This window comes from Curtobacterium sp. MCBD17_019 (assembly GCF_003234555.1).
GTDB lineage: Bacteria > Actinomycetota > Actinomycetes > Actinomycetales > Microbacteriaceae > Curtobacterium.
Genome location: NZ_QKTT01000001.1, coordinates 209,717 through 226,660 on the forward strand (window position 1 = coordinate 209,717; position 16,944 = coordinate 226,660).

Consider the following 16,944-nt stretch of genomic DNA (forward strand, 5'->3'; position numbering starts at 1 on the left):
GGTGACCCGCGCCGTCCCTCCCGTCGTTCCCCACCTGCGCGTCAGGACACGAAGAAGAGGAGCCCGCGGACGTACCCGGCCTGTCCAGCGTGCTGGACGCAGTCGTCGAGGATGCTGACGAGGCGGACGCCGGCGGTCACGGGCGGGTCCCATGCCTCGTCGACCACGGCGTCGAGGTCCTCGGGTGCGAGGCCCCGGACGTACTCGAGTGTCCGGGCGGTGGTCGCGCGGAGGTAACCGAGCAGCAGGTCGGACGATGCGCGGACCCGTCCGACGTCGTCGCGGGACATGCCGTACCCGAGCGCGTCGGCCGGGAACGGCAGGCCGAACCGGTCGTACCAGCCGTCGCTCGTCCACACCTGCTCGCTGCCGGTGAGATCGGCGATCTGCGCGTCCTGCCCGCGGGCGATGTGCCAGGCGAGCCAGGCGAGCGTGTTCGCACCGGCGGCGGGCCGAGCGGCGAGCTGGTCCTCCGACAGGTTCCGGACGGCGCGTTCGACGGTCTCGGGGACGCGGGCGAACGCTTCGGCGAGGAGTTCTGCTGGTGTCATGTCCGCCACGCTAGCCCCGGGCGCCGACGGTGGACGGGCGGACCCGGGACATTGTGGAGGATCAGCCCGCGGCGTGGACCGCGTCCGGGCAGCCGTCGGCGCTGGCGCACTCGCCCAGGCGCGCGGCGACCTGCTCGAACGCCCGCGCGAGCGGGACGAGGTACTCGGTGGGGATCCCGGACTCGAACGCCGCGCGGTAGACGACCCCGATCTGCTCGGCGGTCTCGGCCCCCGTCGGCGTGAGTTGCAGGAGGACGCTCCGCCGGTCCTCCGGGTTCGGGCGTCGCTCGATGTGCCCGCGGTCGACCAGGCGGTCGACGAGGTTCGTGGTGGCACCGGTCGAGAGTGCGAGGTACTCGCTCGCCTGTTTCGGGGTGACGCCGGCCTCCGCGACCGACAGGAAGAACACGAAGCGCGCGTCCGTGGCGTTGAGTCCGCGCGCGGCGCTCTCGCGGGTCAGCACGCGGGCGTGGTGCACCTGCATGAGGCGGTACGCGTTGAGCACGCGGGAGAGTGCCGCGGCGTCCGTGCCCCGGGCCCTGTCCGTGGCCGTGGTGGTGGTGTCCGTCATGTCGTCCCTGATCGTCGGCGGCGCCGAGCGTGCTCCCGCCGGCACTCCATCCTCGCCCGGCGCATCTCGATGAGCAAGTATCTTGATAATCAAGCCATGTCCCCAGCAGTGGGGGTATTGCTCGCCTTGTAAGCAGCACGACCGCAAAGTAACTTGATGGTCGTACCAAGTCCCGCATCGCAGACCACATCGCAAGGAGTACCGTCATGCCCCGCGTCAGCCCCCGCACCGCCCGTGTCGCCGCCTGGATCGCCATCCCCGCCGCCTTGATCGCCTCCGGCGTCGTCGTCTCCACCGCCTCGTACTCGGCCTTCTCCGCCACGACGGTGAACCCCACCAGCAACTGGACCGCCGGGACCGTCGCCCTCTCGGACGACGACGCGAACACCGCGCTCTTCTCGGCCACCAACCTCAAGCCGGGTTCGACCGGCTCGAACTGCATCACGGTCACCTCGACGGGCTCGCTCGCTTCGGCCGTCAAGCTCTACGGCACGAGCGCGGCCACCACGAACGGGCTCTCGTCCTACGTGAACATCTCGGTCCAGCAGGGCACCGGCGGCGGCTTCGGCAGCTGCACGGGCTTCACCCCCTCGAGCACCAACGGCACGCTCTACACGGGCACGCTCGCGAACTTCGCGTCCTCGTACACGAACTACAGCAACGGCCTCGGCACCTGGACCCCGACCGGCTCCGCCTCGGAGTCGCGCGTCTACCAGGTCACCTACACGGTCTCGTCGACCACCCCGAACTCGGCGCAGGCCGGCACGGCGGCGCTCGGCCTCACCTGGGAGGCCCAGAACAGCTGAGCCCCCACCTCCTGACCGCCCGTGACGGCGAGCGGTCAGGACCGGCGGGACCGGGCGCGCCCCCACTGCGCCCGGTCCCGCCGACACCACCACCGTCGACCGGGAGGCACGACCTCCCACCCAGCACCACCCACCAGCCCGATCCACCACCAGCGGTGCCGCCCCCGAGGAACGAGTCATGACCACGACCAACATCGCCATCCCGGCCCCCGCCGCGGTGCCCGCGGTGCGCGTGGACCGGCTCCGTGACCTGCGCGACTGGAACCGCCTGGTCATCGCCACCGTCGCACGCGGCGTCATCGCCACCATCCTCGGCATGGCGCTCTGGGCCGTGGCACCAGCCGTCATCGGCTGGCACCCCACCACCGTCATGACGGGTTCGATGGAGCCGCGCCTCCAGCCGGGCGACGTCGTCGTCTCGAAGCCGGTCGCGCCGACCTCCCTCCACCTCGGTCAGGTCCTGCTGTACGACGACCCCGACCAGCCCGGCGAGCTCCGTCTCCACCGCTTCCACGAGGCGGGCGAGGACGGCCAGATCATCACCAAGGGCGACGCCAACCCGCAGGCGGACTCCACGCCGATCACGCGCAGCGCCGTCCACGGTGTCGGGTTCATCCGCGTGCCGTACATCGGGATGCCCGTCATGTGGCTCCGCGACGGTGAGTGGAAGAAGGTCGCGATCCTCGTCCTCGCGCTCACCGCCATGGCGTTCCTGTCCACGATCGACGCACCGCTCCGTCGCGGCCCCGTCGTCGCCGCGACGGACGACGACGAAGCCGGGGAGGGCCTCCCGGACGACGTCGACGACCTGCTCATCCCCGTCCTCGTCGACGAGGACGAGGACGACGACGCGGACGTGCCGTCCGGTGCCCCCGCGGCACAGGGCCGGGAGGGACGTCGCCGTCTCCCCGCTCGCCTGTTCGCCCTCATCGTCGGCTCGGCCGTCGCGCTCGCCGCCGTCGGGACCGGACTGCTCCTGCCGAGCAAGGCCGAGGCCGCGCCCTTCGGCGCCATGACCTCCACGAGCGCGTCCTTCGGGGCCGCCTCGTCGTTCTCCTGCCTCGGTCGCACCGTGACCTACTCGCCGACGATCGACTACGCGTTCAACGCGGCGTCGGGCACGAGCGAGACCGACCTCGGTTCCAGCGGCACGACGGCCACGCTGTCGAGCGGTGTCACCCGCGTCGCCGGCACGTGCGGTTCGAGCCCGTACGTCACGCTCGACGGCGCGACCGGTCAGGTCACCTCGACGTCCACCACCAAGATCACCGCCCCCTCCGTGTTCACGGTCGAGGCGTGGATCCGGACCTCCACCGCCGCGGGCAAGGTCATCGGCTTCGGCAACAGCCAGACGGGCAGCTCGAGCGCGTACGACCGACAGCTGTACATCAACTCGGCGGGCGACGTCTCGTTCAGCGTCTACAACAGCGGCAACATCACGCTCACGTCGACCAAGACGGTGACGGACGGCCGGTGGCACCACGTGGTCGGCACGATGTCGTCGAGCGGCATGGTCCTCTACGTCGACGGCGTCAGCGTCGCCACGAACACGAACACCGCTGCCGAGCCCGACTCCGGCTGGTGGCGTATCGGGTACGACAACCTGAGCGGCTGGCAGAACGCGCCCACGAGCAACTACTACAAGGGCGACCTCGACGACGTCTCGGTCTACAACTCGGCCCTGTCGGCTGCCCAGGTCAGCGCGCTCTACTCCGCCGGCCGCTGATCCTCCCAGACCCCCGCGGTGCGCGGTGTCCCTGACCGGCACCGTGACCGCGGGCCCACACCCCGGCGCAGCCGGCGATGTCCGCGGTGCCCGCTACCGTGACCTGGTCCGGACGCTCCGGGCGCAGCGGCGGAGGGGGCACATGCGGATCCTGCACACGGGGGACTGGCACCTCGGGCGGACACTGCTCGGCGCGGACCTGCTCGACCACCAGGCGGCCTTCCTGGACCACCTCGTCGATCTCGTGCAGGAGCACGCGGTGGACCTGGTCGTCGTCGCGGGCGACGTCTACGACCGGGCGGTCCCACCCGTACCCGCCGTCCGCATGCTGTCCCGCGTGCTGGAGCGACTGAGCGCCCTCGCCCCCGTCGTCGTGACGCCCGGCAACCACGACTCCGCCGTGCGCCTCGGCTTCGGCGCCGGCGTGATGGCGGAACGGGTCCGGATCCTCGCCGAGGTCGAGCGGCTGCACGAGCCGGTCCTCCTGGACGACGACCACGGCACGGTCGCCGTCTACGGGGTGCCCTACCTCGCGCCGGACATGGTGCGCCATGCGCTCGCGGCCGATCCCGACGCGCCGCTCGCGCGCTCGCACGAGGCCGTCGTCCGTGCCGCACTCGACCGGGTCCGCGCCGACCTCGGTCGCCGTCCCGGTGTCCGGAGCGTCGTGGTCGCGCACGCGTTCGTCGGCGGCGGCGCACCGAGCGAGAGCGAGCAGGACATCCGCGTGGGCGGTGTCGACCGCCTGCCCGCGGGCGTGTTCGACGGCATCGACTACGTCGCTCTCGGGCACCTGCACGGCCCGCAGCGGGTCGGCGACGGCGACCGCATCCGGTACGCCGGTTCGCCGCTCGCGTTCTCGTTCGGCGAGCGGCACCAGCGCAAGTCGGTGACCCTCGTGGAGCTCGGTGCGGACGGCGGGGTGTCCGTCGAGTTGCTCCCCGCACCCGTGCCGCGGCGGCTCGTCGACGTCCGGGCGACGATGGCCGAGATCGAGCAGGGGGCGGCCGCCGAGCACGCTGATGCCTGGGTCCGTGTGAGCGTCACCGACACCGTGCATCCGGATCGCATGTACGCGCGGGTGAAGGACCGGTTCCCCCACGCCCTGTCGATCCTCCACGAGCCCGCGGGCGGTACCACCGATCGCACCGCTGCGACCGTCACCGCCGCGTCGGACCCGGTCGAGGTCGCGGCCGACTTCGTGGCGTTCGCGACCGGTGGCCCGGCGACCGAGGCCGAGACCGCCGTGTTGCGCGACGCGTACGAGGCCGCCCTCGCCGCCGGAGGGGAGCGCTGATGTACCTGCACCACCTCCGTCTCGCCGCCATCGGTCCGTACGCCGAGACGGTCGACATCGACTTCGCGGCGCTCGGGGCCTCGGGTGTGTTCCTGCTGGAAGGGCCGACGGGTGCGGGCAAGTCGACGATCATCGACGCCGTCGTGTTCGCCCTCTACGGGTCGCTCGCGGGCGAGGGTGCGAGCAAGGACCGCCTCCACAGCCACCACGCCGACGCCGGGGTCGAGCCGTTCGTCGAGCTCGTGTTCGAGACCGCGGCAGGGGTCCACCGGGTCCGGCGCACCCCCGCCCACGACCGCCCGAAGAAGAGCGGAGGCGGCACGACGCGGCAGAACGCGTCGGCCCGCCTGTGGCGGCTGGCCGCGCCCGGGGACGCCGTCGGGGAACCCCTGTCGATCGCGACGCAAGAGGTCGGCGCCGAGGTCCAGCGCATCATCGGGCTCGACCGCGCCCAGTTCGTGCAGACCGTCGTGCTGCCGCAGGGGGAGTTCGCCCGCTTCCTGCGCGCTCCCGGTGAGGACCGTCGTGCACTGCTGCAGTCGCTGTTCGGCACGGACGTGTACGAGCGCACGACCGAGGAACTCGTCGCTCGCCGCCGTGCGGCCGCCGCGGCGGTCGAGCGTGCGGACGCCGCCGTGCACGACGCGCTCAACCGCCTCGCCGAGGCGGCGGGCCTCGAGACCGTCGACGAACTCGCCGCCGATGCCGTGGTCGCCGAGGTCACCGCCGCCGCGCACGAGGCGACCACGGCCCGGGACGCCGCGGCGGGTGCCGCCGCGCGCGCTCGCGCCGACCTGGCGGACGCGGAACGCCGGGCGCGGTCACTCCGGCGCCGGGCGGACCTGCTCCGCCGACAGGCCGCGCTGTCGGACCGCGCGGAGCAGGTCGCCGGTGCCCGGGCCCGGCTCGAGCTCGCGGAACGGGCCGGTCGCGTGCTCGGCCTGGTCGTCGGCCTCGACACCGCCCGGACGCGTGCGGAGCGTCGCGGCGCGGACCTCGCGCGGGTCGTCGCCGAGCACCGGGACGCCCTCACACGCCACACCGTCGGGGTGGGCGCCGGAGCCGGTGGCGCGCCGCTGGACGCGGGCGGCAGCGTGTTCGAGGACCTCGAGTCGATGCCGGCGGTCGACACCACCGCGCTCGCCGCGCACGCCGCCGCGCTGCGCGACGTCGTCGCGGGTGCGCGGCACGCCGTCGCGCTCGAGCGCGATCTGCCGGCCCGGCGCGCCGCCCTCGCCTCGGCCCGCACCGAGCTCGCCCGCGCCGAGGAGCGCCGCGCCGCGCTCGAACCCCTCCTCGACGCCCGGCCCGCCGAGCGGCTCGCGCTCGTCACGACCTCCCGTGCGGCCGCGGACCGGGCCGCCGACGGACCCGTCGCGGAGCGCGCGCTGGCCGACCTCGACGCCGTGCGGGCCCTGCTCGACGACCGGGACCGCGCCGCGGCCGACGCGACCGCCGCCGACGCCGACCTCGCCGCCGCGTCGCTCCGGGCGCAGGCGGCCATCACGCACGAGGCCGACCTGCGGACACGACGGGCGGCGGGCCTCGCGGGTGAGCTCGCCGGCGTCCTGACGCCGGGAGAGCCCTGCCCGGTGTGTGGTTCCGTCGACCACCCGGCGGTCGCGGCGCCGCTCGACGGCCACCCGACGGACGACGACATCGAGGCCGCCGCCGACGCCCGCGCCACCGCCGACGTCGACCAACGCGCCGCCGCCGCTCGGCAGGCCGTCGCGCGGCGTGAGTGCGACCGGCTCACCACCGCCATCGGTGCGGCGACGCCCGAGTCCGTCGCCGCGACCGCGTCGGCGCTGCGCGACCGGATCGCGCGTGCGCACGCTGCCGCGGCCGAGGTCGCCCGGGCCGAGGAGCAGCTCGAGGCGTTCGACCGCGACACCCGCGCCCTGGCCGAGGAACGCAGCACGCTGGCCGCGCAGGTGGCGGCCGGGCGCGCCGGCCACGCCGCCGATGCCGCCGCGCTCGCCGCCGACGAGGCCACCGTGGAGCGCTGCCGTGCATCGGTGGTCGACGCCGGCGGTGTCGGCACCGGCTCGCTCGACCAGGCCGTCGCCGCGCTCGATCGTGACGCGGCCGCCTGCGCAGCCGTCGCCGCCGCGGCGGACGCACTGCGGAGCGACGACCGTGACGTGCTGGCCCGCGCAGCGGAGGTCGAGCGCGCGCTGGGGGACTCGGGGTTCGCCGACGCCGACGCCGCCCGCGCCGCCGGGCTCGGGCCGGACGAGGCGTCGCGGCTCCGGTCCGAGGTCGCGGGAGCCGAACGCGAGCACGCGGTCGTGCAGGCCGGCCTCGCCGAGGCGGACGTCGCCGCGGCCGAGCACGACGCCGTCGACGGAGCCGAGTTGGAGGCCGTCCGGACGCGTGCCGACGGAGCCGAGGAGGCCCTCCAGGCCGCCACCGGTGCGGCGGCGACCGCGGAGGCCCGTGCGGTCGCGACCTCGGCTCGACGCGCCGACCTCACCCGGGCGGTCCGGGCACGACAGGAGACCTCGGCCGAGAGCCGCGCGGTGGTCCGCCTCGCCGACATCGCGACCGCGGCGTCGAGCGTCAACCCGACGGGCATCACGCTCGGCACGTACGTGCTCATGCGGCGGTTCGAGGACGTCGTCGCCGCCGCGAACAGTCGACTCGGCGCGATGCTCGGGGGCCGGTTCGCGCTCGAGGCCTCGGACGAGCGCGAGACGTCCTCGCGCGCCCGTCGCACGGGCCTGGCGCTCGCGGTGCGCGACCACGAGACCGGACGGACGCGCGACCCGCGGAGCCTGTCGGGTGGCGAGACGTTCACGACGTCGCTGTGTCTGGCGCTCGGCCTCGCCGACGTCGTCCAGGCCGAGGCCGGCGGTGTCGAGCTCGGCACCCTGTTCGTGGACGAGGGGTTCGGCACGCTCGACCCGGAGACGCTCGACGGCGTCGTCGGGCAGCTGACGCGTCTGACGGCCGGCGGACGCCAGGTCGGCATCGTCAGCCACGTCGAGGAACTCAAGCAGCGGATCCCCGACCGGATCGAGGTCCGGCGAGCACCGGGCGGAGGGTCGACGGTGCGGACGACGGTGTGACCCGCGCGGCGCTCAGGCCCCGACGACCGGCAACGCGTACCGGACGACGGGGTCGCCGCCGAGTGGATGCGGCACGGGGTCGCCCTCCGGCCGGAACCCCGCTGCCTCGTACACCGCGATGGCCCGGGCGTTGGTCACCCGGCTCTCGAGCTCGACGAGCACCGCGCCGCTGGCCTCGGCATCGGCGAGGACGCGCTCGAGCAGGGCCCGTCCGACGCCCAGACCCCTGGCGTCCGGCCGCGTGGCGAACAGCTCGAGCCCGACCACCGCGTCGCCCCGGTCACTCGTCACCGCGAAGCCGACGATCTCCGACCCGGCGCCGCCGTCACCGGTGCGGGTCGCGACGAGGAGCTCCGCCCCCGGCAGGGCGAACTTGGACCGGGCGCGTTCCCGCACGGGCGCGCCCTGGTCCTCGCCGTCGCGATCGGTGAGCGCCGCCAACCAGAGGTCGACGCACGCGTCCGCCTCGATCGCGGTGCCGGGCCGGACCTGGATGCCGTCCAGCGCGCTCACGCCGCCACCCCCGCCGCCAGTGTCGCGAACCGGCTGCGGATCTCGTCGGGTGTGACGGCTCCGGGCTGGAGGTGGTCGCGGGCGGCGACGCGTGCCAGGTGCTGCACGAGCGCGTTCCGCGGTGCGTGCGTGCCGGCCGACCGCGCGAGCAGCGCGATCTCGCCGTTGAGGTAGTCGGTCTCGATCGAGCCGGACCCGCGCACGAGCGATTGCCAGGACGACCCGCCGAGTTCGTGCTCGACGCCGGGGACGGGGCGGGAGCGGAACGTGTCGCCCCGTCGGGCCTTCTCGGTCGCGTCGGACACCGCCTGGACACCGGCGGCGGCGTAGACCCCGAGGGCTTCCTCGCGGAGCGCCGACGCGAGGTCCCGCCAGGACGCCCCGTCCGGACCGAGCAGGGCCTGGAGGCCGTTCGCCAGGTTCGACAGCAGCTTCTGGTACTTCCACCCCATCACGTCGGCCTCCGGGTACACGTCGACGCCGCTCGCGCGGAAGTCCGCCGCGAACGCCGCCACGACCGGGTCGTCGTCGACCGGGCGGGCCGGGTACGCGCCGATGGTGAGGATGCCGATGGTCGGCGCGATGCTCACGACGACCTCGGCGGGGTCGAGGCTCACCGCGGGGAGCCAGACGCAGACGCCGTACACGCGTTCGAAGTACCGGAGGGCGATGCGTTCGGACTCGACGCCGTTGAGTGCGGTGCAGACGGGGAGCAGGTCGCCCGCGGTACCGACGACCGTGCCGCCGGCGTCGTGCACGGGCGCGTCCGCCCAGGTCCGGAGCGCCTCGTCCGCCTGCTGCGTCTTCGTCGTCAGGACGAGCACGTCGTCGTCGCGGAGCGCGGCCTCGTCCGGGGCCTCGACGACCGCGACCGGGACGGTGACGTCCTCGTCGGGTGTCCGCAGCCGGATCCCGCGGTCGCGCAGGGCCGCGGCCCGGGCCCCGCGGGCGACGAGGACGGGCGGGTTCGGGCTGTGGCGGGCGAGGCGGGCCGCCAGGGCGCCGCCGATCGATCCGGCTCCGATGATGACGTAACGCACACGTCATGCGTACCACGGGCCTCCCGGCAGGCTCCGGGCGGACGCGGACGCGGGTCCCGACGCCGGAGCGGAGTGTCCGGCGAGGTCGGCCCGGTAGCCTTCCGGCGTGAGCGTCCCCTACCACCGCCTGTTCCGCGTCCACTCGCGCTGGCGGTGGTGGCGACCCCTGGTGGCGCTGGCCGTGTTCCTCGGGTTCTACCTCGTCAGCCAGGTGCTCATCGCGATCGGGTTCTTCGTGCCGATCCTGGCGCGATCGGGTGTGGCGGGCCTCCAGCGGTTCGCGCACGAGATCCAGCACGACGCGCTGTCGTCGACGGATCCGCTCGTGCTCGGGTTGACGCTCGCCTCCCTCGTGTTGCTGTTGCCGGCGATCATGGCGGCGGTCCGGATCGCCGGGCTCGGACCGTGGGGTCAGCTGTCCTCGGTGCGGTTCCGCGTGCGCTGGGGGTGGATGGCGCGCTGTCTGCTCCCGCTCCTCGTGCTCGCGGTCCTCACGGTCGGCATCCAGGGCTGGTCGATGTTCCACACGCCCGGCGCCGGCTTCCTCACCTTCGGCACACGGCAGCTCGGGCACCAGACGGTGTCCTCGACGACGCTCATCGTGACCGTGGTCATGGTCGTCGTGCTCGTGCCGTTCCAGGCCGCAGCCGAGGAGTACATCTTCCGCGGGTTCCTCATGCAGACGATCGGCTCGTGGGTGCGGAACCCGATCCCGGCCGTCCTCGTGTCGACGATCTGCTTCGCCCTGCTGCACCTGCCGAACGGGTACGACGTGTGGGGGATCGTCGACGTGGGGTCGTTCGGCGCCATCGCGGCGATCCTCGCCTGGCGGACGGGTGGCCTCGAGTCGGGGATCCTCGCCCACGCGCTCAACAACGTGGTCATCTTCCTGCTGCAGGCCCCGGGGTGGTCGCGGCTCGACATCACGTCCTCCGACGGCTCGGCCGGTGGCGCGATCGTCACCATCGTCACCATGGGGATCTACGCGCTGCTCGTCGACCTGCTCGCGCGGCGGTCGCGGCTGGACCGTCGACGCCCGGGCGCGGAGGGTCCGCGGTTCCGCGGGCGGACGCCGATCTGGAGCAGCACCGTCGAGCCCGGTTGGGAGGCCGTGCCCACCACCGTGGACGTCCTCCCCACCTCGGACGCGAGCGTGATCGCCCACACCGGGACGGACCGGGAGGACCGTGTCGGCGGACGCCCGTAGGCTGCCGGCATGAGCAGTCCCTCGTCCGTCCGCGCGCCCGGGGTCTCCGGTGCCCGGGACGCGTCGAGTGCGCGGTCGGCGCCGCTCGAGGTCCTGCAGCGCGTCTGGGGGTACGACGCCTTCCGCGGGCAGCAGGCGGCGATCATCGACCAGGTGGTCGGTGGCGGTGACGCGCTCGTGCTCATGCCGACCGGCGGCGGCAAGTCGCTGTGCTACCAGGTGCCCGCCCTCGTGCGCGACGGCGTCGGCGTCGTCGTGTCCCCGCTCATCGCGCTCATGCAGGACCAGGTCGACGCCCTCGCCGCGAACGGCGTGCGCGCGGCGTTCCTCAACTCCACGCAGACGCCCGACGAACGTGCCCGGGTCGAACGCGACCTCGTGGACGGTCGGGTCGACCTGCTCTACCTGGCGCCCGAGCGACTCCGGCTCGAGTCGACGCGGGCGTTGCTCGACCGCGCGGCGATCAGCCTCTTCGCCATCGACGAAGCCCACTGTGTCGCCCAGTGGGGGCACGACTTCCGGCCGGATTACCTCGAACTCAGCGTCCTGCACGAACGGTGGCCGAGCGTGCCCCGGATCGCGCTCACGGCCACCGCGACGCCGCAGACGCACCGCGAGATCTCCGCGCGGCTCGGCCTCGACGACGCCGCGCACTTCGTGGCGGACTTCGACCGCCCGAACATCCAGTACCGGATCGAGCCCAAGGCAGCCGCGTTGCAGCAGTTGCTCAAGTTCATCACCACCGAGCACGCCGGGGACGCTGGCATCGTCTACTGCCTGTCCCGGGCGTCGGTGGAGCGGACCGCCGCAGCGCTCGTGGAACGCGGGGTGCCGGCGCTGCCGTACCACGCCGGACTCGACGCCGGGGTGCGCGCCCGGAACCAGGCGACGTTCCTGCGCGAGGACGGCGTCGTCATGGTCGCGACGATCGCGTTCGGCATGGGCATCGACAAGCCCGACGTCCGGTTCGTGGCCCACCTCGACCTGCCCAAGTCGCTCGAGGGCTACTACCAGGAGACCGGCCGTGCCGGACGTGACGGCCTGCCGTCGACCGCGTGGCTGGCGTACGGACTCAACGACGTGGTGCAGCAGCGTCGGATGATCGACCAGTCCGAGGGCGACGCCGCCCACCGCCGACGGCTCAGCATGCACCTCGACGCCATGCTCGCCCTCTGCGAGACGGTCGAGTGCCGCCGCGTGCGACTCCTGGCGTACTTCGGGCAGGAGTCCACGCCGTGCGGCAACTGCGACACGTGCATCGCCCCGCCCGAGGCCTGGGACGGCACCGTGCCCGCGCAGAAGCTCCTGTCCACCGTGGTCCGGCTCGACCGTGAGCGCGGCCAGCGGTACGGCGCGGGGCACATCGTCGACATCCTGGTCGGCAAGCAGTCGCCGCGGGTGCAGGAGCTGCGCCACGAGTCCCTCGCGACCTTCGGGATCGGGCAGGACCTGTCCGAGGGCGAGTGGCGCGGCGTCGTGCGGCAGCTCCTGGCGCAGGGGTTCGTCGGTGTCTCGGGCGACGGGTACGGCACCCTCGTGCTCACCCCGATGAGCGCCGACGTCCTGGCCGGTCGTGTCCAGGTCCGGCTCCGGCGCGAACAGCCCCGTCCCGTGCGGGCGACCCGGCGTCGGGCGGCGCCCACGGACCTCCCGAGCGAGGCCACCGGCCTGTTCGAGGCCCTGCGCGCGTGGCGGAGCACCCGCGCGCGAGAACAGGGCGTGCCGGCGTACGTCGTGTTCGGCGACGCCACCCTGCGCGGTATCGCGGCGACGCGACCGGCGACGCTCGAGCAGCTCGCGCAGATCAGCGGCGTCGGAGCCGCGAAGCTCGAGGCCTACGGCCAGGGTGTGCTCGAGGTCGTGGCGAACGCAGCCTGACTCGCCGTCCTCGCGGGCTCCTCGGCGTAGCGTCGGCGGCGCTGCCGCGGCGACCGAGCCGGGCACTGGACGGAGGAGGCGCGCATGCGGGTGACGGTGTTGGGGACGGGTGCGATGGGTGCCGGCGTCGCGGGGTCGCTCCTGCGCGAGGGGCACGACGTGACCGTGTGGAACCGTTCCGCCCAGCGTGCGCAGCCCCTCGGCGAACAGGGCGCCACGGTCGCGACCTCGCCCGCTGACGCCGTGGCATCGGCGCAGGTCGTCCTGCTGACGCTGTTCGACATCGACGCCGTGCTCGAGGTCCTCGGGCAGGCGGCGGACGCGGCCCCCGAGTCGGCCATCTGGGTCCAGAGTTCGACCATCGGCCTCGAGGGCACGGAGCGCGTGGTGCGCGTCGCCGCCGAGCACGGGATCACCCTGGTCGAGGCGATGATGCTCGGGACGAAGGGACCGGCGGAGCAGGGCAAGCTCACCATGCTCGCCGCCGGTCCGCAGGAGTTCCTCGACCGCGTCCGGCCGGTGCTCGAGGCCATCAGCGTCAAGATCGTCGTCGCCGGGGACGCGGTCGGGGCCGGGACCGCACTGAAGCTCGCCGCGAACGCCTGGATCGCCTCGATCACGGCCGCGACGGCGCAGTCGCTCACGCTCACCACCGCACTCGGACTCGACCCCGACCTCTTCCTGCAGGCGATCGACGGCAGCGCCTCCGACTCGCAGTACGCGCACACCAAGGGCGCCGCGATGATCGCCGACCGGTTCGACCCGCAGTTCGCGCTCGACGGACTCCGGAAGGACATCGGCCTGATGGTCGACGCGGCGAACGAGTCCGGCGTCAGCACGACGCTGCTCGACGCCCTCGTGACCGTCTACGGGCAGGCGAGCGCCGCGGGGCACGGTGGGGACGACATCGCCGCCGTCGTCACGGGGTTCCGGCCGCAGGGCGCGGCCGACTGATCGCGAGCGTCGCCGACCCACAAGGACGCGGCGGGCCGGGTCGGACCGGACCGGACGGGGTCGGCCCGGCGGTGCGCGCGCCCCCAGGCCGTTCGCGGCGGTGCGGCGGTGACCGCGTCAGTGTCGCCGGAACCAGCGGGTGAGTCGAGCGCGCACGCGCGCGACGGTCTCGTCGTTGAGGGTGTTCGCGAGGTCGAAGGCCTCGCGCCCCGGGTCGCTGCCGGCCGCGATGCGCCGGAGTGCCGCCTCGGCGCGGGCGTGTGCATCGAGCTCGGCGAGGGGCATGGTGTCCTCGGGGTGCACGCTGCGCTCGTGCTCCGCCGTCCGCTCCTGATGCGGGTCGGGCACGCGCTCGGGGTCCGATCCCTCGTCCGCCTGGTCGTGCCCCATGTGCCGACGATACCGCCGGGCGGATGGACACCGGTCGGGAGCGTGGCAGGACGGACCGAGTCCCGTGAGCGGCGAGGAGAAGGGGGACGGTGCGGCCATCGACCCGAACGAGGCCGCACCGTCCAAGGGAGGAGAGAGGTCCGGCTCCGACCCGAACGGCGCCGCACCTCTTGCCTCGCGGGTCACAATCTAGATGGCCTAACTAGAATTGTCCATACCCGCGGGTACGGAATCTTCGGCGCCCACCGCATCGGCCATCTCGGTGAGGAACCGCAGGACCACGTCAGCGGCTCCGGCAGGCAGGTCCGCCACCGCTCGACCCCGTGTCGCGTCGAGTTCCGCGATCACGCGACGGGCGCGGTGGGCGGCCGGGCCGGTGGCCGTGAGGAGCACGCCACGGCGGTCCTGTGGGTCCGGGTGACGCTCGACGTACCCGCTCCGGACGAGGCGCTCGACCAGCACCGAGGTGGAGGCCGCGGTCACCCCGAGCCGGACCGCGAGGTCCTTCGCGTTGACGTCCTGCCCGACGGCACCGGCCTCGAGCAGGAAGCGCAACGCGTGCAGGCCGTTCTCGCCCACGTGGAGGGACGCACACGCTCGGCGGTGGGCGCGCTGCTCGGCCTCGCGGAGCTGACGGAGCGCCTCGAGGACGTCGGTCACCGATGCCGGGGAGGCACTGTCCCAGAAGCCCCGGGCCTGCGTCGTTGGCTCGGACATGGAGGACATGCTAGATCATCTAGCAGCTAGTCAGTCGAGGGATTTGCCGGGTCGCCGATCGGCCGCGGGCACCGCAGCTGCAGCTGCATCATGGGGTCGCTGGAGGAACAGCCCCATGGACCGCACGGCGATGCTGCCCACGATCACCGTCGCGAGCGCCACGACGACCCAGGCCGACGCGATGCCGAGCGTCCCGAGGTCTGTGGACGTGAGCAGCCGGATCCCGTAGGTGGCGCTCGCGGCTGTCGTGAAGGTCATCGCCCAGAAGCCGATCGCGAACCCGGACCTGAGGTAGCGACGGACGAGGAAGGCGTGCGGGAGGAGGAAGGCGACCATGACGCCGGCGAGGGCGGTGTGCACGATGGACGGGGTGCCTCCCGTCAGCACCCACCAGGCGTTGCCCGCGACCGCCGGCGGTGCGGAGACGATCGCGAGTGTGGGCAGGAGTGCGGCCGGGATCGCCGGTCCGGTCGCGAACCGAACGAGGAGCACGGCGCCGACGAGGAGCCAGAACAGCACGCCGGTCGCGAAGAAGCCCGTCGCGAGTGCCGGGTGACCGATGGTCGCGAGCGCCTGCGCGCCGAGCAGCGAGCTGGCGACGGTCGGGAGCAGGTACCCGCCGTGGAGCGTTCCCGGGTCGCGAGGCGTGGTGAGCAGGTCGGTCATGAACCACGCACCGAATGCCGTGGTCAGCGCGAGCATCGCCCAGACGCCGACCGCCCCGACCGTCGGCGCCCACGTCGACACGTGCACCGCGAGCAGCGACCCCACCGCGGGCACGAGCGCGGCGAACGGACCGAGGACCGGGTGGCGGAGGTCGGCGACGATGGCTCGGATCCCGCCCGGTCGGCGCAGGTACCGGACGATGGTCACGACCCAGGCGACCGCCGCGGCGGCCCACAGGACTTCGCCGATGGCGGCCGGCGCTCCGAGCAGGTCGCCGGCCGTGGTCCAGGTACCGGCGATACCTGCCGTGCCGAACGAGATCCCGAACGTGTTGAGCGGCAATCGTGGTCGCAGTGTCGTCGTGGTGGTCATCTTGGCTCCTTGTTCGGGTGCCGATGTAACCGTCATAGGCGGCACAGCATTCCCCGCCCACTCCCGTTGCGACCGGCACGTCCGGTTCGTGCACGTCGTTGCTGCCCGGCGCCCCTCCGGACATCGTGGACGCGCCCACGCATCCGCAACATCCGTGACCCGGGCATGAAACACCGCGGCAATCACGAGTCGTTATGTTCTCGGCATGGCCGCTCCGTCCGCTGCGGCCGACGGGTCCGGAACGTCCGAGGAGGCGACGTGCTGAGCCGCACCGCCGAGAGCGTCTTCGGGATCGGCCGCTCCGTCGAACGCGCGGACGGGACCGCCCGGCTCCTCGACGTCCACCTGCAACTGCTCGACGAGGAGCCGTGGATCGAGGAGGACCTCGCCTGCCGCAGTCTGCTCGGCGTCCTGGGGGCATCGGTGCCCGACGACGAGCGACTCACCCGTGCGGACGTGCTCGGCATGCTCGCCGTCGACCGGCACAACGCCGCCTCGATCGCGTGCGCCCTGGGCGCGGCCCGCGAGGACGCACGCCGCGCCCGCGAGTTCGTGTCGACCGAGCTGTGGGAGTGCCTCAACACGACGCGGGCGCGCATGCCCCGCAAGGTCGCGAGCGACAAGGTGCACGAGTTCTTCGGGTGGGTGCGGGAGCGGAGTGCGCTCGCGGTGGGGATCATCGAGTCCACCACGAGCCACGACGAGACCTGGAACTTCTTCACCCTCGGACGCTCGATCGAGCGGGCCGACCTGACCGCGCGCTTGCTCGCCAGCCGCATGCTCACCGAGGTCGCCGGGCCGAGCTGGACCACGATCCTCCGCTCGTGCGGCGCCTACGAGCCGTACCTGCACACGCACCGCGGTGTGCCGTCGGCGCGGACTGCTGCCGAGTTCCTCCTGCTCGACCCGTCGTTCCCGCGCTCCGTCCTGTTCTCGGTGCGCCGCGCCGAGCAGTGCCTCCGCGAGGTCGAGCCGGCGACGGAGCGGGCCGGTACGGAGGACGATGCCCAGCGCCTCCTCGGTGGGATCCGGTCGTCGCTCGAGGCCGCGCCCGTGGCCGCGATCCTCGAGGACCTGCCGAGCCGCATGGAACAGGTGCGGCAGGCGACGACGGAGGTGTCCGACGCGATCCGTGCCCGGTACTTCCCGACGGACGCGGCCCCGTCCTGGGCCGGAGGCCGCTGA

General features: G+C 73.5%; 15 protein-coding genes. 8 read left to right on the forward strand and 7 right to left on the reverse strand.

Features of this window, described 5'->3' with window-relative positions:
- Positions 1-41 precede the first annotated feature (41 nt).
- On the reverse strand, positions 42-551 hold the full coding sequence (locus DEI82_RS01025) for a DinB family protein (protein ID WP_111010178.1): 510 nt from the start codon (positions 549-551) through the stop codon (positions 42-44).
- 61 nt (positions 552-612) lie between these two features.
- Positions 613-1,122, reverse strand: a complete 510-nt coding sequence (locus tag DEI82_RS01030) for a MarR family transcriptional regulator (RefSeq protein WP_111035505.1) — start codon at positions 1,120-1,122, stop codon at positions 613-615.
- Positions 1,123-1,328: 206 nt separating this feature from the next.
- On the opposite strand from DEI82_RS01030, the gene DEI82_RS01035 reads away from it, so the two are divergent.
- The 4 genes from DEI82_RS01035 to DEI82_RS01050 all read left to right on the forward strand — a co-directional run bounded on the left by DEI82_RS01035 (position 1,329) and on the right by DEI82_RS01050 (position 8,022).
- Positions 1,329-1,928 (forward strand): hypothetical protein, encoded by a 600-nt coding sequence (locus tag DEI82_RS01035; protein ID WP_111010174.1) that lies wholly within the window; start codon positions 1,329-1,331, stop codon positions 1,926-1,928.
- Between the two features lie 178 nt (positions 1,929-2,106).
- Positions 2,107-3,654 carry a signal peptidase I gene (locus DEI82_RS01040; RefSeq protein ID WP_111035506.1) on the forward strand — a complete coding sequence of 516 codons (1,548 nt, stop codon included), beginning with the start codon at positions 2,107-2,109 and terminating at the stop codon, positions 3,652-3,654.
- A gap of 142 nt (positions 3,655-3,796) precedes the next feature.
- Positions 3,797-4,951: an exonuclease SbcCD subunit D C-terminal domain-containing protein gene (locus DEI82_RS01045; protein ID WP_111035507.1), complete on the forward strand. Its 1,155-nt coding sequence runs from the start codon at positions 3,797-3,799 to the stop codon at positions 4,949-4,951.
- Entirely contained in the window at positions 4,951-8,022 is a 3,072-nt protein-coding gene (locus DEI82_RS01050; protein ID WP_111035508.1) for an AAA family ATPase, read from the forward strand. The genes DEI82_RS01045 and DEI82_RS01050 overlap by 1 nt, the downstream gene beginning before the upstream one ends.
- A 12-nt stretch (positions 8,023-8,034) precedes the next feature.
- Here the strand turns inward: DEI82_RS01050 and DEI82_RS01055 are convergent, their stop codons facing one another.
- Together DEI82_RS01055 and DEI82_RS01060 are read right to left on the reverse strand one after the other, a co-directional pair.
- Positions 8,035-8,535: a GNAT family N-acetyltransferase gene (locus DEI82_RS01055; RefSeq protein WP_111035509.1), complete on the reverse strand. Its 501-nt coding sequence runs from the start codon at positions 8,533-8,535 to the stop codon at positions 8,035-8,037.
- A complete protein-coding gene (locus DEI82_RS01060) occupies positions 8,532-9,575 on the reverse strand; it encodes a ketopantoate reductase family protein (RefSeq protein WP_111035510.1) in 1,044 nt (347 codons plus the stop codon). The genes DEI82_RS01055 and DEI82_RS01060 overlap by 4 nt, the downstream gene beginning before the upstream one ends.
- A 106-nt stretch (positions 9,576-9,681) precedes the next feature.
- Here DEI82_RS01060 and DEI82_RS01065 point away from each other — a divergent pair, with 106 nt between their 5' ends.
- The 3 genes from DEI82_RS01065 to DEI82_RS01075 all read left to right on the forward strand — a co-directional run bounded on the left by DEI82_RS01065 (position 9,682) and on the right by DEI82_RS01075 (position 13,614).
- Positions 9,682-10,782 carry a CPBP family intramembrane glutamic endopeptidase gene (locus DEI82_RS01065; protein WP_111035511.1) on the forward strand — a complete coding sequence of 367 codons (1,101 nt, stop codon included), beginning with the start codon at positions 9,682-9,684 and terminating at the stop codon, positions 10,780-10,782.
- Positions 10,783-10,791: 9 nt separating this feature from the next.
- Positions 10,792-12,660, forward strand: a complete 1,869-nt coding sequence (recQ, locus tag DEI82_RS01070; protein WP_111035512.1) for a DNA helicase RecQ — start codon at positions 10,792-10,794, stop codon at positions 12,658-12,660.
- Positions 12,661-12,744: 84 nt separating this feature from the next.
- Positions 12,745-13,614 carry an NAD(P)-dependent oxidoreductase gene (locus DEI82_RS01075; protein ID WP_181435054.1) on the forward strand — a complete coding sequence of 290 codons (870 nt, stop codon included), beginning with the start codon at positions 12,745-12,747 and terminating at the stop codon, positions 13,612-13,614.
- Between the two features lie 117 nt (positions 13,615-13,731).
- On the opposite strand, the gene DEI82_RS01080 is transcribed toward DEI82_RS01075, so the two are convergent.
- The 3 genes from DEI82_RS01080 to DEI82_RS01090 form a co-directional block, all read right to left on the reverse strand.
- Entirely contained in the window at positions 13,732-14,004 is a 273-nt protein-coding gene (locus DEI82_RS01080) for a hypothetical protein (RefSeq protein ID WP_111010159.1), read from the reverse strand.
- 198 nt (positions 14,005-14,202) lie between these two features.
- A complete protein-coding gene (locus tag DEI82_RS01085) occupies positions 14,203-14,721 on the reverse strand; it encodes a MarR family winged helix-turn-helix transcriptional regulator (RefSeq protein ID WP_181435055.1) in 519 nt (172 codons plus the stop codon).
- A 30-nt stretch (positions 14,722-14,751) separates the two neighbouring features.
- Complete coding sequence (locus tag DEI82_RS01090) at positions 14,752-15,759, reverse strand: C4-dicarboxylate transporter (protein WP_111035513.1); 1,008 nt, start codon at positions 15,757-15,759, stop codon at positions 14,752-14,754.
- A gap of 258 nt (positions 15,760-16,017) precedes the next feature.
- Here DEI82_RS01090 and DEI82_RS01095 point away from each other — a divergent pair, with 258 nt between their 5' ends.
- Positions 16,018-16,944, forward strand: a complete 927-nt coding sequence (locus DEI82_RS01095; protein WP_111035514.1) for an alpha-E domain-containing protein — start codon at positions 16,018-16,020, stop codon at positions 16,942-16,944.

Coding starts and splice junctions, on each gene's coding strand:
- DEI82_RS01045 (WP_111035507.1), top strand. CDS start 3,797: ATGCGGATCCTGCACACGGGGGACTGGCACCTCGGGCGGACACTGCTC.
- DEI82_RS01075 (WP_181435054.1), top strand. CDS start 12,745: ATGCGGGTGACGGTGTTGGGGACGGGTGCGATGGGTGCCGGCGTCGCG.
- DEI82_RS01025 (WP_111010178.1), bottom strand. CDS start 551: ATGACACCAGCAGAACTCCTCGCCGAAGCGTTCGCCCGCGTCCCCGAG.
- recQ (WP_111035512.1), top strand. CDS start 10,792: ATGAGCAGTCCCTCGTCCGTCCGCGCGCCCGGGGTCTCCGGTGCCCGG.
- DEI82_RS01030 (WP_111035505.1), bottom strand. CDS start 1,122: ATGACGGACACCACCACCACGGCCACGGACAGGGCCCGGGGCACGGAC.
- DEI82_RS01040 (WP_111035506.1), top strand. CDS start 2,107: ATGACCACGACCAACATCGCCATCCCGGCCCCCGCCGCGGTGCCCGCG.
- DEI82_RS01085 (WP_181435055.1), bottom strand. CDS start 14,721: ATGTCCGAGCCAACGACGCAGGCCCGGGGCTTCTGGGACAGTGCCTCC.
- DEI82_RS01050 (WP_111035508.1), top strand. CDS start 4,951: ATGTACCTGCACCACCTCCGTCTCGCCGCCATCGGTCCGTACGCCGAG.
- DEI82_RS01035 (WP_111010174.1), top strand. CDS start 1,329: ATGCCCCGCGTCAGCCCCCGCACCGCCCGTGTCGCCGCCTGGATCGCC.
- DEI82_RS01090 (WP_111035513.1), bottom strand. CDS start 15,759: ATGACCACCACGACGACACTGCGACCACGATTGCCGCTCAACACGTTC.
- DEI82_RS01080 (WP_111010159.1), bottom strand. CDS start 14,004: ATGGGGCACGACCAGGCGGACGAGGGATCGGACCCCGAGCGCGTGCCC.